Raw genomic sequence first — 14714 nt, 5'->3', positions numbered from 1 at the left:
CGAAGAGATTGATTTCTCTTTGTTCTTTAGAGGAGCCAGGCCCCCCCCGTGCTCTCACTTATGCGCTCGTCGGCGGCCTCAGTTGTGTGTAAGAGACAGTCCCCCCCCCGCCGACCTGCCGCCCGCCCTGGCCGCCGCCGTCACCGTGGCATCCCGGCGGGCCGGGGGCCGCGAGTCCCGCGTCCGCCGAGCGGGCCGCCTGGTCCGCCGCGGAGTCACCGGATCGGTGCGCGGCGGCGTGGCCGTGGCCTCCCCGGTGGCCCGCTGGGCCCCGCCCGTGCTCAGCGTCGCCGCGGCCTCCGCCTTCGTGCTGGCCGGGGCGAGCTCGGCGCTCGCGGGCGTGTTCGCCCGCACCGTGGTGACCCCCGTGCGCCGCCACGCCGAGTCCACGCCGATCCTCGCCGTCGTCGACACGCCCGCCGGGCAGGACGTGATCCTGCAGGCCGACGAGTACACCACCGTGCCCGGCCAGTACTCGCTCACGTTCGACGACGGCGCCGGATGCGCCCGGATCGGGGAGATCACCTCCTTCGACCCCCGGGACGGCACGGTGCAGCGCGCGGTCGAGGAGGTCTTCTCCGGCGATCTGACGACGGCGACCCGGGGCCGGTTCACCGGCTTCGTCTACCCGACCCCCGCCGACGCCGGGCTCGACGCCGAGGACGTGCAGGTGCCGGTGCCCGGCGGCCACGCCCGCGCATGGCGCATCGCGCCGGGCCCCAGCGAGGACGGCGAACCCCGTCCCGCGGAGGGGCTGTGGGCGGTGATGGTCCACGGCCGCGGCGCGCGCCGCAACGAGGGCATCCGCGCCGTGCCGACCGCCCGCCGCCTGGGCATGACGTCGCTGCTGATCTCCTACCGCAACGACGGGGACGCCCCGGACGCCGCCGACGCCCGCTACGGGCTCGGCACCACCGAGTGGGAGGACGTCGAGGCCGCCATCCGCTACGCCCTCGACCACGGCGCCCGGGACGTCGTCCTCTTCGGCTGGTCCATGGGCGGGGCCGTGGTGCTGCAGACCGTGGACCGCTCCCCGCTGGCCACGCACGTGCGCGGCGTGGTCCTGACGGGCCCCGTCGTGGACTGGGTGGACGTGCTGCGCCACCAGGCCCGGCTCAACCGGATCCCCGAAGCCGTGGGCCTGCTCGGCCAGTGGCTGCTGGCCAACCGGGCCGGCCGGTTCATCACGGGTCTGGCCGCCCCCGTGGACCTCAAGGCCCTGGACTGGGTGACCCGCGCCGACCACGTGCGCGTGCCCACGCTGATCCTGCACTCCGAGGACGACGAGTACGTGCCCGTCGGCCCCTCGCAGGACCTGGCCGAGCGCAACCCGGACCTGGTCCGGTTCGTCCGCTTCCACCAGGCCCGCCACACCCGCGAGCAGAACGTGGACCCGCGCAAGTGGGACACCACCGTGCGCGGCTGGCTGCGCGCCGTGCTCAGCGCCCCCCGCCCCGGCGGCCGGGGGCGCTGACCGGGCTCAGGCCGCGGCGTCCGCCAGCCCCCGACGGCGCAGCAGCGGCTCGAGCTCGGCGTCCCGGCCACGGAACGCGCGGTAGGACTCCAGCAGGTCACGCGTGTCGCCCCGCGAGAGCAGCTCGTCCGCGAACCGGCGGCCGTTCTCCCGCGTCATCCCGCCGTGCTCGCGGAACCACTCCACGGCGTCCGCGTCCAGCACCTCGGCCCACACGTAGGAGTAGTACCCGGCCGCGTAGCCGCCGCCGAAGATGTGCTTGAAGTAGCCGGTGCCGTAGCGCGGAGGCACCAGGTCCGGGTCGATGCCCGCCTCGGTCAGCACCCGGCGCTCGAACGCGGCCGGGTCGGCCGTGGCGGCGTCCACCGTCTCCTCCGTCAGCGAGTGCCAGGCCCAGTCCACGAGCGCCGCGCCCAGGTACTCGACCGTGCGGTGCCCCTCGCCCCACAGTTCCGCCGCCTCGAGCCGCTCCAGCGTCCCGGCCGGCAGCGGCTCGCCCGACTCCACGTGCCGCGCGTACGCGGCCAGCAGGGACGGCTCGCGCAGCCACACCTCGTTGACCTGCGACGGGAACTCGACGACGTCGCGCGGCACGTTCGTCCCGGTGAGCGAGGCGTACTCGCCCCGGGCCAGCAGCCCGTGCAGGGCGTGGCCGAACTCGTGGAACAGCGTCGTGGTCTCATCCAGCGTCAGCAGGGCCGGACGCCCCGCCGCCGGGGCCGGCACATTCATCGTGGTGAACACCACCGGGCGCTCGCCCAGGGCATCCGCCATGTCCCGCACCGTGTGCATCCAGGCACCGCCCGACTTGGTCGGCCGCGCGAACAGGTCCGCGACGAACAGACCCACCCCGGCACCGTCCTCACCCGTCACCTCGAACACCCGGATCCCGGGGCGGTACAGGTGCCGCGCCAGCTCCGGGCGCTCGGCGAACGTGAGCCCGTACAGCGCCGTCGCCGCCGCGAACACGCCCTCGGTCAGCACCCGGTCCAGCTCGAAGTACGGGCGCAGGGCGTCCGCGTCCACCGCGAACTCCTCGCGCGCGTACGCCGCGGACAGCGCCGGCCAGTCCCACGGGGCCACCTCGGCGTCCGTCCGGCCCGCGTGCGCCGCCGCCGTCGCCGCGTCCGCCCGCGCGTTGGCCATCGCCCGCGGCGCCATCGCGGCCAGCAGCTCCTCCACGGCCGCCGTCGACGGCGCCGCCCGGTCCTTCAGCGCCTGCTCGGCCCAGCTCTGCGCCCCCAGCAGCCGCGCCTTGCGCAGCCGCAGCCGCACCATCGCCATCGCCATCGTCAGCGTCTCGTGCTCCCCGGACCCGCCCCGGCCCGTCGACGCCTCGAACACCTCGCGCCGCATCCCCTCGTCCTGCAGGGACGCCAGCCACGGCTGCGACGTGAACAGCGACAGCGTCAGCAGCCACGGGCCCGCCGCCGCATCCCCGTCCCCGTGCCCCGCCTCGGCGGCCGCCCCCGCCGCCGCGGCCAGGTCGTCCTCGCTCAGACCGGCCAGGCGCTCGCGGTCCGTGACGAGCACGGCGCGGGCCGCGGTGTCCGCGACGAGGCGGCGCGTGTAGGCGGCCGAGAGGGACGCCAGCTCCGTGTTGATCCCGCGCAGCTCCTCGCGCGCGGCCTCGTCCAGGTCCGCCCCCGCCAGGGAGAGGCGCAGGCGCAGCGTCTCCAGCAGGCGGGCGTCCTCGCCCGTGAGGCCGCCGTCGTCGATCGCCGCGACGCGCGCCGCCAGCCGCGGGTCCAGCAGGATCGCGTCCTCGTGGGCCGCGAGCTCGGGAGAGAGCTCCTCGGCCAGGGCCTGCCGCGCATCCGTGCCGTCCGAGCCGACGAGCGTGAAGAACATGGCGGCGGAGCGGCGCAGCAGCTGGCCGGACAGCTCGAGCGCGCGGACGGTGTTCTCGAAGGTCGGCGCCGTGGCCGCCCCGAGGATCTGGTCGACCTCGGCGCGCTGGGCCGCCATCCCCGCGCGCACGGCCTCGGCCAGCTGCGCGTCGGAGACGGCGGAGAAGTCGGGCAGCCCGTAGGGCAGGTCGGAGGGGGTCGCCAGCGGGTGGTCGGCGGGTAGGACGGAGGGCGCGGAGGTGTGGGTCATGGGCGCGAGTGTAGTCAGCCGTGATCCGCGCCACCCCACCGGGCGTCGCTAGACTGGGCGGTCGAGCCAGCAGACGAGATCCAGACCTGAGGAGGCGTGATGGCAGGACATTCCAAGTGGGCGACCACCAAGCACAAGAAGGCCGTCATCGACGCGCGGCGCGCCAAGGCGTTCGCGAAGTACATCAAGAACATCGAGGTCGCGGCACGTGCCGGCGGACCCGACGTCGCCGGCAACCCCGCCCTCGACCTGGCCGTGTCCAAGGCCAAGAAGGCCTCGGTGCCCAACGACAACATCGACCGCGCCGTCAAGCGCGGCGCCGGCCTCACCGGCGAGGTCATCGACTACGCCGAGATCATGTACGAGGTCCGCGGCCCCCAGGGCTCGGCGCTGCTGGTCGAGTGCCTGACCGACAACAAGAACCGCGCCGCCGCGGACGTGCGCGCGGCCGTCACCCGCAACGGCGGCACCATGGCCGACTCCGGCTCCGTCTCCTTCCTCTTCGAGCGCAAGGGCCTCGTGCGCCTGCCCGCCGAGGGCAACACCGAGGACGGCCTGCTCGAGGCCGTGCTCGAGGGCGGCGCCGACGCCGAGGAGGTCGTCGTCTCCGGCGACTCCTTCGAGATCCTCTCGGACCCCTCCGACCTGCAGTCCGTGGCCAAGGCCCTCGACGAGGCGGGCGTGGAGTACGAGTCCGACGAGCTCGAGTTCGTCCCCACCATGAAGGTGGACCTGGACGCGTCGGGCGCCCGCACCTTCCTGAAGCTGGCCGATGCCCTCGAGGACCTCGACGACGTCCAGAACGTCTTCTCGAACGTGGACATCGCCCCCGAGGTCCTCGCCGAGCTCGACGAGGACTGATCGCGCTGAGCGCGCGCCGGCCCGCCGACGTCGTCCGGATCCTCGGGGTGGACCCGGGGCTCACCCGCTGCGGGATCGCCGTGGTGGACGTGGACGCGCGACGGCGGGCCGCGCTCGTCCACGTCGAGGTCACGGGCACCCCGCCCACCGCCTCCCTGGACCAGCGCCTCCTGCGCATCGACGAGGCCGTCTCCGCGGTCCTTGCCGCACACCGGCCCGACCGCGCCGCCGTCGAGCGCATGTTCGCGAACACGAACACGCCGACCGTGCTGGGCACCGCCCAGGCCGCGGGCGTGGCGATCGCCGCGGCCGCGCGCGCCGGCGTCCCCGTGGGCCTGCACACCCCCTCCGAGGTCAAGGCCGCCGTCACCGGACACGGCGACGCGGGCAAGGAGCAGGTCACCACGATGGTCACCCGGATCCTCCGCCTCGACGCCCCGCCGCGCCCGGCCGACGCCGCCGACGCCCTCGCCCTGGCCATCGCCCACGGCTGGCGCGGCACCGCCCTCGGCGCGGCCGCCGGCCAGACCGGCCTCGACACCGCGGACCTCGCCTCCCGGGCGGGGCGCTCGCAGTTCGCCGCCAAGGCGCCCGCGCGCGCCCGCCCGCGGGGCCAGCTCACCGCCGCGCAGCGGGCCTGGCTCGACGCCGAGCGATCGGCGGGCGGTGGGCGTCGCCGGTAGGCCGCAGCCACGCCGGCGTTCGATGATATGTTCGAATCCGCGCCGACCGGCGTCCGTCCGTCCCGACAGGAGGGCCCCTCATGATCGCCTCGCTCAGCGGCACCGTGGAGCACGTGGCCCTCGACCGGGCGGTCATCGCCGTCGGCGGCCTGGGCGTGCAGTTCTCCGCCACCCCGCAGACGCTGTCCACCCTGCACGAGGGCCGGCCGGGGGCGGTGCAGACCCACCTCGTGGTCAAGGAGGACGCCCTGACCCTCTACGGCTTCGCGGACCGTGACGAGCGCGAGGTGTTCGAGGTGCTCATCACGGCCAACGGCGTGGGTCCCCGCCTCGCCCTGGCGATCCTCTCCGTCCACCACCCCGAGACCGTGCGCCGGGTGGTCACCGAGGAGGACGAGAAGACCCTCACCCGCGTGCCCGGCATCGGGCCGAAGATGGCGCGCAAGATCATCGTCGAGCTCTCCGGCCGCCTCGCACCCACCGGGGAGCCGGTGCCCGGGGCGGAGGCCGAGGCGAGCGACGAGCCGGCCGTCGAGACGGTCTGGCACGCCGACGTCGTGCAGGCGATGGCCGGCCTGGGCTGGTCCGAGAAGGAGGCGCTCAAGGCCGTCGAGGCCACCGTGGCGGCCCGCCCGGAGCTGGACGAGGGCCGCGACGTCGCCGCGCTGCTGCGCGCCACCCTGCGCGACGTCGGCATGGCCGGCTCTGTGCGAGGCGGGCGATGAGCGCGGAGTCCTCGCCGCTGTCCGCGGCGGCCGTCGACCCGGAGGAGCGCCGGCTCGAGGCCGCGCTGCGCCCCAGGCACCTGGACGAGTTCGTGGGCCAGATGCGCGTGCGCGAGCAGCTCGACCTCATGCTCGCCTCCGCCCGGCTGCGCGACCGCGCCGCGGACCACGTCCTGCTCTCCGGTCCGCCCGGACTCGGCAAGACCACGCTGGCGATGATCGTGGCCGCGGAGATGAACGCCCCCCTGCGGCTGTCCTCCGGCCCCGCGATCCAGCACGCGGGAGACCTCGCGGCCATCCTGTCCTCGCTCACCGAGGGTGAGGTGCTGTTCCTCGACGAGATCCACCGGATGTCCCGCCCGGCCGAGGAGATGCTCTACATGGCCATGGAGGACTTCCGGGTGGACATCGTGGTGGGCAAGGGCGCCGGCGCCACCTCGATCCCGCTCGAGCTGCCGCCCTTCACGCTCGTCGGCGCCACCACGCGGGCCGGCCTCCTGCCGGGGCCGCTGCGCGACCGCTTCGGCTTCACGGGCCATCTGGACTTCTACACCGAGGAGGAGCTCGAGCGCGTCCTGCGCCGCTCCGCCCTGCTGCTGGACATGCGGCTGGCCACGGAGGGGTACCGGCAGATCGCCCGGCGCTCGCGCGGCACCCCGCGCATCGCCAACCGCTTGCTGCGCCGTGTGCGGGACTGGGCGCTCGTGAAGGGGCTGGCCGAGGTCGGCGCGCACGACGCCGCCGCCGCCCTGGACATGTACGACGTCGACGGGCGTGGCCTGGACCGGCTCGACCGGTCCGTGCTCACCGCCCTGTGCACCACGTTCGGCGGCGGGCCCGTGGGGCTCAGCACGCTGGCCACCGCCGTGGGGGAGGAGTCCGAGACCGTGGAGACCGTGGCCGAGCCCTTCCTCATCCGCGAGGGCATGGTGGCGCGCACCCCCCGTGGCCGCGTCGCGCTGCCGGGGGCCTGGGAGCACCTGGGCCTCGCCGTCCCGGAGGCCACGCCGGGACCGTGACGCCCAGGGCGGGCCCCTACACTGGACAGGCCCGCCCACCCCGAGCATCAGGAGTCCCCCATGCCCGTCGCCACCGCCGCGACCCTGCCCGTGATCGCCCAGCAGGCCCAGGGGGGTGGCGGCAGCCTGCTCATGCTCGTCGCCTTCGCCGTGCTCGCGGTGATGCTCTTCCTCTCCTTCCGCAAGGGCAAGAAGGTGCAGCAGCAGCAGGCGCAGATGCGCAGCAGCCTCGCCCCGGGCGACGAGGTCATGACGGGCGCCGGCATCTTCGGCACCGTCGTGGCCGTGGACACCGCGGGCCAGCGGGTGACGCTGGAGACCGCCCCGGGCACCCGCATGGACGTGCACCTGCAGGGCGTCACCACCGTCGTGGAGCCCGAGACGGCCGCCGCGTCCGAGGCCCCGGCCGGTGTCGACCCCGCCGCCGCGCCCACCACGGACCCGTCCCGTCTGGATGACGCCCCCGGCACCGAGTACCGCGTCGACGACGCCGCCGACCCGCGTCCGCGCCGCGACGACCTGGCCTGAGGCCCACCCACCCCTGCACACGCGGCCCCGCCTGGCGGGGCCGCTCGAATGTGACGGAAGCACCTGAGCAATGGCGAAGAGAACACCCACCGGCTCCGCCGGGCGCACCCTGGCCTGGCTGGCCGCCCTCCTCGTGGTCCTGGCCGCGATCCTCGGTGGGGGCGTGGCCTCCGGCGCGGCCTCCTGGGCTCCCAAGCTCGCCCTCGACCTCGAGGGCGGCACGCAGATGGTGCTGGCTCCCGAGACCTCGACGGGCGAGTCCGTCACCCCCGAGCAGCTGGACCAGGCCGTGGAGATCATCCGCCAGCGTGTGGACGGCTCCGGCGTGGCCGAGGCGGAGGTCGCCACGCAGGGCTCCCAGAACGTGGTCGTCTCCCTGCCCGGGGTCCCGGACGAGGAGACCCGCCGCCTGATCCAGGCGTCCGCGGACATGCAGTTCCGCCCCGTGCTGCAGTCCGGCCCGGGGGAGGCCACCCCCGAGGACCAGCGCCTGCCCGAAGACCAGCTGCCGAAGCCCGACGGGGAGCCGGCGGACGCCTACGACCCGAACTGGGTCACCCCGGCCCTGCTGGCCGAGTTCCAGGCCACGGACTGCACCGCCCCGCGGGACCCGGCCGCGCCCCCGCCGCCGTCCGACCGGGCGATCGTCGCCTGCCAGCCCTCCGCGGAGCTCGCGGACGGCGCCGTCACGCCGGCCCAGAAGTACATCCTGGGCCCCGTGGTCATCCCGGGCACCCAGATCAAGGGCGCGTCCAACGGCATGGCCCAGGCCCAGGGCGGCGTCTCCACCAACCAGTGGGTCGTCAACATCGAGTTCGACGAGGAGGGCGCCAAGACCTTCACAGAGGTCACCCAGAAGCTCACCCCGTACCCCGAGGGCGACCCGCGCAAGCAGTTCGCGATCCTGCTGGACGGGGACGTGATCTCCGCGCCGCAGTCCAACGTGGTCATCACCAACGGCAGCGCGCAGATCAGCGGCCCCACCCTGAACGAGCAGACGACGAAGCAGTTGGCTGAGCAGCTCGACTACGGCTCCCTGCCGATCTCCTTCTCGATCGAGTCCGAGCAGCAGATCTCCGCCACGCTCGGCCGGGACCAGCTCTTCTGGGGCCTGATCGCCGGCCTGATCGGCCTCGGCCTTGTGGCCGTGTACCAGTTCTTCCAGTACCGGGCCCTGGGCCTGCTGACCTTCGCCTCGATCATCGTGGCGGGCGTGCTGACGTGGCTGGCCATCGCGATCCTGGGCTGGACGGACAACTACCGCCTGTCCCTCGCGGGCATCGCCGGGCTCATCGTGGCGATCGGTCTGACGGCGGACTCGTTCATCGTCTACTTCGAACGCATCAAGGACGAGCTGCGCGCGGGCCACACCGTGCCCGTCGCCGTGCACGAGGGCTGGAAGCGCGCCCGGCGGACGATCACCGCGTCCAAGGCCGTGAACCTGCTGGCCGCCGTCGTGCTGTACTTCGTGGCCGTCGGCAACGTGCGCGGCTTCGCGTTCACCCTCGGCCTCACCGCGATCGCCGACCTGATCGTGGTGTTCATGTTCACCCACCCGCTCATGGTGCTGCTGGCCCAGACCCGCTTCGTGGGCGAGGGACACCCGATGTCCGGACTGGACCCGTCGCTGCTGGGCGGGCCGTCCCTGTATCAGGGCGCCGGCCGCTTCCGCGAGCCCGCCACCGCCCCCCGCACCGGGCTCCCGGCGGAGGCCTCCGACGAGCCGGCCGATGACGCGGCGGCCGACGACGCCCCGCGGCCGCTCGTCGCGACGGGCGCCCCCCGCGCGGGCTCGTCCGCCCGGGGCGGCCGACGCTCGCGCACCGAGCCGCCCATGACGATCGCCGAGCGACGCCGCGCCGAGCGCCGCCGCCAGGAGGAGGACCAGTGAACCGCTTCGCCGACTGGGGCAACGCCCTCTACTCGGGCCGCATCTCCTACCCGTTCATCCAGCGCTGGCGGCGGTGGTTCGCCCTCGCCGCCCTGCTGCTCGTCCTCGCCGGCGGCCTGACCGCCCTCCGCGGTGGCTTCAACCTCGGCATCGAGTTCCGGGGCGGCTCCGAGTTCACCGTCTCGCAGACGGCCTCCACCGACGTGGCCGCGGGCGAGCGCGCCGTGACCGACGTGCTGGCCGACGGCCACGCCACCGTCACGAACGTCGCCCCGGGCACCGTGCGCGTCCAGACCGAGCAGCTCGACGACGCCCAGACCCGAGCCGTGGCCGCGAACCTGCAGGAGGCCTACGGCGTCGGCCAGGACCAGGTGACCTCGACCTTCGTGGGGCCGACGTGGGGCGCCGCGGTGTCGCAGCAGGCCCTGATCGGCCTGGTGATCTTCGTGGTGCTCGTGACCCTGTTCATGGCCGTGTACTTCCGCACCTGGAAGATGTCCCTGGCCGCCGTGCTCGGCATGCTCTACGTGGTCGCGCTGACCGCCGGCATCTACGGCGCCACCGGCTTCGAGATCACGCCGTCGGCCATCATCGGCTTCCTCACGATCCTGTCCTACGCGCTCTACGACACCGTGGTGGTCTTCGACAAGATCCGCGAGAACACGATCGGGGCCGAGGAGGACCCGGAGCGCTCCTTCGTCGAGAACGTGAACCTCGCGGTGAACCAGACGCTCGTCCGGTCCATCACGACCTCTGTCGTCGGCATCCTGCCGGTGGGCTCGATCCTGTTCATCGGCGCGGGGCTGCTCGGTGCCGGCACGCTGCGGGACATCGCGCTCGCGCTGTTCGTGGGCATCATCGTGGGCACCCTGTCCACCCTGTTCCTCCAGGCGCCGCTGTACGCCCTGCTGCGCCGCAACGACGCGGACGTGCGCGACCACGACGCCCGGGCCGCGGCCCGGGCCACCCGGGAGCGTGGCTCAGACGCGGTCACCGATCCCGACGTCGCCCCCTGGGACGACGGCGCACGGCTCTGACGGAGCCGCTGCGGCCCCGGTGGTCTTCCTGGGGCGGGGTGGGACGGGCGCGGGTAGACTCGCCGATCATCCCGGCCGGAGCGGTCGGGGCCGCACGAGTCAGGAGGCGTGGCCCATGAGCGAGCAGGACCCCACTCCCGTCCCGGTCCGGCCCCGCGGCCGGATCGCACGCCTGACCGGCCGGCACGCCACCGAGTACTCGCCCCTGCTCGAGCCGCTGATGCGCACGGTGCGGCAGCGAGCCACCAAGACCGAGCTGGCCGACATCGTCCGCGCCTTCGAGGTCGCCCGCGCGGCACACGAGGGGCAGATGCGGCGCTCCGGGGACCCGTACATCACCCACCCCGTCGCGGTCGCCACGATCCTCGCCGAGATCGGCGTGACGGGCCCGACGCTCCTGGCGGCCCTGCTGCACGACACCGTCGAGGACACGGACTACTCCCTGGAGCGCCTGCGCGCCGACTTCGGCTCCGAGGTCGCCCTCCTCGTGGACGGCGTGACCAAGCTGGACAAGGTGACCTACGGCGCCGCGGCGCAGGCCGAGACCGTGCGCAAGATGGTCATCGCGATGGCCCAGGACGTGAACGTCCTGCTCATCAAGCTCGCCGACCGGCTGCACAACGCGCGGACGTGGCGGTACGTCTCCCCGGAGTCCAGCGCGCGCAAGGCCCAGGAGACCTTGGACATCTACGCCCCGCTGGCCCACCGGCTCGGCATGAACACCGTCAAGTGGGAGCTCGAGGACCTCTCCTTCGCCGCCCTCAAGCCCAAGATGTACGCGGAGATCGTGCGCCTCGTGGGGGAGCGGAACCCGGAGCGGGAGAAGCACATCGCGGCGCTGCGCACCGTGATCGAGGATCATCTGCGCGAGCACCGGATCCGGGCGACCGTCACCGGACGGCCGAAGCACTACTACTCGATCTACCAGAAGATGGTGACGCGCGGGAAGGACTTCGACGACATCCACGACCTGACGGGCATCCGGGTGCTCGTGGACTCCGTGCGTGACTGCTACGCCGTGCTCGGCGCGATCCACGCCCGCTGGAACCCGGTCCCGGGTCGGTTCAAGGACTACATCGCGGTCCCGAAGCTGAACATGTACCGCTCCCTGCACACCACGGTGATGGTGCCGGGCGGCAAGCCGGTGGAGATCCAGATCCGCACGCAGGAGATGCACCGCCAGGCCGAGTACGGCGTCGCCGCGCACTGGCGGTACAAGGCCCAGGCCGCCGGCCAGGCGCCGGTGCAGGCCACGCCGGCCTGGCTGCGCTCGGTGATGGACTGGCAGGCGGACACCCGGGACCCGGACGAGTTCCTCGCCTCGCTGCGCACCCAGATCGGGGCGGACGAGGTGTACGTCTTCACGCCGAAGGGGGAGATCCGCACCCTGCCGGCCGGCTCCACGCCCGTGGACTTCGCCTACGCCATCCACACCGACGTCGGCCACCGCACCATCGGTGCCCGGGTCAACGGCAAGCTCGTCCCACTGTCCACGCCGCTGAGCCACGGCGACACCGTGGAGGTCTTCACCTCGCGGGCCGAGGACGCGGGCCCGAGCCGGGACTGGCTGGGCTTCGTGGTCTCGCCACGGGCCCGGTCCAAGATCCGTCACCACTTCGCCACGCAGCGCCGCGGCGAGCAGGCCGACCGGGGACGCGAGTCGCTGACCCGTCAGCTGCGCAAGGCCGGCATGACCGTGCAGCACGTGCTCGGCGGCGAGGAGCTGGTGCAGGTGGCCACGGATCTCGGCTACGCGGACCTCGACGGGCTGTTCGTGGCCCTCGGCGACGGTCACGTGTCCGCGCAGTCCGTGCAGGAACGCGTCGCGGAGCGCCTCGCTCCGCCGACGCCGACGCAGGCCGAGCCGGAGGGCGAACTGACCGTCGGCGAGGTGGACCTGCAGGAGCTGGTCCCGGCTCAGGCGCGGCGCGCCCCCGCGCGGGCCACCAACGACGCCGGCGTGCTCGTGGACGGCGACGGCGGTGTCATGGCCAAGCTGGCCCGGTGCTGCAACCCGGTGCCGCCGGACGCCATCGACGGGTTCGTCACCCGCGGCTCCGGGGTCTCCGTGCACCGGGTCGACTGTCCCAACCTGGCGACCCTGCTCGCGCAGGAGCCGGAGCGCCGCACCCCGGTCAGCTGGGCGCCGTCGCGGGACACCGTCTACCTGGTGGAGATCCAGATCGAGGCGCTGGACCGCAAGTCGCTGCTCTCCGACGTCACCCGGGTCCTCTCCGAGAACCACGTGAACATCCTCTCGGCCTCCGTGAACACCACCCGCGACCGCGTCGCGATGAGCCGGTTCGTCTTCGAGATGGGCGACCCCGGTTCCTCGGCCACGTGATCGACGCGGTGCGCCGCATCGACGGCGTCTTCGACGTGCACCGCACCTGAGCCACCCGGCCTCAGCCGGGGACGTCCAGCGCCGCCAGCAGCGCGCCCAGCCGGCGCCGGGCCGCCACGACGCCGGCACGGCGGGTCCGGCGGGCCAGCCGCTCCCGCAGCCCGGCCGCGCCGTGGGCGCCGATCACGGCCGCGGCGCGCCGCGCCGCATCCGGATCGGCGCTGAGCAGCAGGTCTTCGACCGTCCGGGCGGGCGTCGTGACCCGCACGGGGCCGAACCGGAGCACGTCGTGCTCGGCGGGGGCGACGCCCGTGGCATCGGCCGCGACGTCCGACTGCGTGAGCGTCCAGGGCAGCAGGCCCCCGCCGGCGGGGCGCCGGTGGAAGTGCGGCACGGCCGCGTGCAGCCGCCCGGGCGCCGCGCCGCCGGCCAGGATCCAGGCCGCCGACGGGCCGATCGCGGTCCAGCCGGCGGCCAGGAGCGGGCCGCCGAGGGTCCACAGGGCAGCGGCCCGGACCGCGGGATCGTCCGCGGCGTCCGGCCGCGCCCACACCCCGGGCAGCAGCGGCCGCACGGCGCCCCGCGCGCCGAGCGCCTGCAGCTCCGGCTCCGTGAAGGGGTCGCCCGCCAGCACGAGCGCCCCGGTCGGGGCGGTCTCCTCGATCGTCACGGTCGTCATGCCCGGATCCTGCCAGAGACGGGGACGCCCCCGCGGCCGCCTGTGGACAGACGGGCCGCGGGGGCGTGCTCGAGACGGGTGGGACTCAGCGGAGCTCGGAGGCCGAGGCCTCGAGGGCCTGCTTCCACTGCAGGCGCGCGTCGAGCGCCTCCTGGGCCTTCTTGACGGCGCGCTGGTCGCCCTGGGCCTGGGCCCGGGCGAGATCCGCCTCCAGCCCGGCGATGGTCTCCTCGAGCTGCGTGAGGGCGGAGTTCGTGCGGGCCTTGGTCTCCGGGTCGGTGCGGCGCCAGTGCTCCTTCTCCGCCTGCTTGAGGGCGTCCTCGAGCTTGCGGAAGCCCTCCTCCATGCGACGGACGTCCCCGCGGGGCACGCGGCCGGCATCCTCCCACCGCCCGCGCAGCTCGTTGAGCGCGCGCCGCCCGGCCTTGACGTCCGTGAAGGGGAGCAGCTTCTGGCCGTCGGCGAGGATCTGCTCCTTCACCTTCAGGTTGGCCCCGTACTCGCGGTCGATCTCCTGGTTCGCGGCCTTGCGGGCGGCGAAGAAGACGTCCTGGGCGGCGCGGAAGCGGGCCCAGAGGGCGTCGTCCTCCTTGCGGGAGGCCCGGGGGGCGCGCTTCCACTCGTCCATCAGGTCGCGGTACTTGCCGGCGGTCACGCCCCAGTCGGTGGACGTGGACAGCTCCTCGGCGCGGGCGATGAGGCGCTCCTTGACCTGCTTGGCCTCGGCCGAGGCGGCGTCCAGCCGGGAGAAGTGGGCGCGGCGGGTCTTGTCGAACGTGGTGCGGGCGCCGCGGAAGCGCTTCCACAGGTCGTCCTCGACCGACTTGGCCAGACGCGGACCGGCCTTCTGGGCGGCCTTCCACTCCTCGAACAGCTCCGTCATGCGCTTGGACGCGGTCTTCCAGGGCATCCGCTCGGCCGGGGTCTGGGCGAAGGTCTCGGCCTCGGCGACGATGGCCTCGCGGGTGGCCAGCTGCTCGGCCTGGGCGGCCTGCCGGGCCTCCTGTTCCGCGGCGCGGTAGTCGCCCAGGAGGGTCTCCAGGGCCGCCAGGCGGGTGCGGAGGGCGTCCATGTCGCCGACCATGTGGCGCTCGTTCACCGCGGTCGTCATCTGACCCAGCGCCCGGCCCAGCTCACTCGAGGGGGCGCCGGCGGCGATGCGCTGCTCGAACAGGGCCATCTGGGCGCGCACGTCGTCGTACTTGCGCACGAAGTACGCCAGCGCGTCCTCGGTGCTCGCGTCCGGCACCTGGCCGACCGCGTGCTCCTCCTGCCCGTCCAGCAGCGTGACGTGGCCGTCCTCGCTCACCCGGGCGAACCTGGCGGCCTCCTCCACCGGGGTGGGCGGCACGGTCGGGGCCACGACGGGGGCC

11 protein-coding genes and 1 pseudogene are annotated in these 14714 nt (G+C 74.0%); 9 read left to right on the top strand and 3 right to left on the bottom strand.

Going from position 1 to position 14714, the window contains the following annotated elements:
• Positions 1 to 82 precede the first annotated feature (82 nt).
• On the top strand, positions 83 to 1474 hold the full coding sequence (locus tag FLM69_RS09535) for a S9 family peptidase (RefSeq protein ID WP_141844017.1): 1392 nt from the start codon (positions 83 to 85) through the stop codon (positions 1472 to 1474).
• Positions 1475 to 1480: 6 nt separating this feature from the next.
• On the opposite strand, the gene FLM69_RS09530 is transcribed toward FLM69_RS09535, so the two are convergent.
• On the bottom strand, positions 1481 to 3574 hold the full coding sequence (locus FLM69_RS09530) for a M3 family metallopeptidase (protein ID WP_141844015.1): 2094 nt from the start codon (positions 3572 to 3574) through the stop codon (positions 1481 to 1483).
• A gap of 99 nt (positions 3575 to 3673) precedes the next feature.
• On the opposite strand from FLM69_RS09530, the gene FLM69_RS09525 reads away from it, so the two are divergent.
• The 8 genes and pseudogenes from FLM69_RS09525 (at position 3674) to FLM69_RS09490 (ending at position 12712) form a co-directional block, all read left to right on the top strand.
• Positions 3674 to 4435, top strand: a complete 762-nt coding sequence (locus tag FLM69_RS09525) for a YebC/PmpR family DNA-binding transcriptional regulator (RefSeq protein WP_036317934.1) — start codon at positions 3674 to 3676, stop codon at positions 4433 to 4435.
• 47 nt (positions 4436 to 4482) lie between these two features.
• Positions 4483 to 5118 (top strand): crossover junction endodeoxyribonuclease RuvC, encoded by a 636-nt coding sequence (gene ruvC, locus FLM69_RS09520; RefSeq protein WP_141844013.1) that lies wholly within the window; start codon positions 4483 to 4485, stop codon positions 5116 to 5118.
• 80 nt (positions 5119 to 5198) lie between these two features.
• Complete coding sequence (gene ruvA / locus FLM69_RS09515; RefSeq protein WP_141844012.1) at positions 5199 to 5843, top strand: Holliday junction branch migration protein RuvA; 645 nt, start codon at positions 5199 to 5201, stop codon at positions 5841 to 5843.
• Positions 5840 to 6862, top strand: coding sequence for a Holliday junction branch migration DNA helicase RuvB (ruvB, locus tag FLM69_RS09510; RefSeq protein ID WP_087114183.1), 1023 nt, complete (start codon positions 5840 to 5842; stop codon positions 6860 to 6862). Before ruvA ends, ruvB begins: the two co-directional genes overlap by 4 nt.
• Positions 6863 to 6922: 60 nt before the next feature.
• Positions 6923 to 7390: a preprotein translocase subunit YajC gene (yajC, locus tag FLM69_RS09505; protein ID WP_141844010.1), complete on the top strand. Its 468-nt coding sequence runs from the start codon at positions 6923 to 6925 to the stop codon at positions 7388 to 7390.
• A 70-nt stretch (positions 7391 to 7460) separates the two neighbouring features.
• The gene (gene secD / locus FLM69_RS09500; RefSeq protein WP_141844008.1) at positions 7461 to 9281 is read left to right on the top strand and encodes a protein translocase subunit SecD; all 1821 of its coding nucleotides are present in this window, start codon (positions 7461 to 7463) and stop codon (positions 9279 to 9281) included.
• The gene (secF, locus tag FLM69_RS09495) at positions 9278 to 10318 is read left to right on the top strand and encodes a protein translocase subunit SecF (protein ID WP_141844006.1); all 1041 of its coding nucleotides are present in this window, start codon (positions 9278 to 9280) and stop codon (positions 10316 to 10318) included. Before secD ends, secF begins: the two co-directional genes overlap by 4 nt.
• A 115-nt stretch (positions 10319 to 10433) precedes the next feature.
• A pseudogene (locus FLM69_RS09490) lies at positions 10434 to 12712 on the top strand (bifunctional (p)ppGpp synthetase/guanosine-3',5'-bis(diphosphate) 3'-pyrophosphohydrolase).
• 11 nt (positions 12713 to 12723) lie between these two features.
• On the opposite strand, the gene FLM69_RS09485 reads toward FLM69_RS09490, so the two are convergent.
• Both FLM69_RS09485 and FLM69_RS09480 read right to left on the bottom strand, forming a co-directional pair.
• Positions 12724 to 13341 (bottom strand): hypothetical protein, encoded by a 618-nt coding sequence (locus tag FLM69_RS09485; RefSeq protein WP_141844004.1) that lies wholly within the window; start codon positions 13339 to 13341, stop codon positions 12724 to 12726.
• A gap of 85 nt (positions 13342 to 13426) precedes the next feature.
• Positions 13427 to 14714: DUF349 domain-containing protein (locus FLM69_RS09480; RefSeq protein ID WP_141844002.1), on the bottom strand; the 1288-nt coding region annotated here is incomplete at its 5' end.

This window comes from Micrococcus sp. R8502A1, from assembly GCF_006704135.1.
GTDB lineage: Bacteria > Actinomycetota > Actinomycetes > Actinomycetales > Micrococcaceae > Micrococcus > Micrococcus luteus.
Note: the sequence above shows the minus strand (reverse complement) of the source record. Positions and strands in the feature narration are given on the sequence as shown.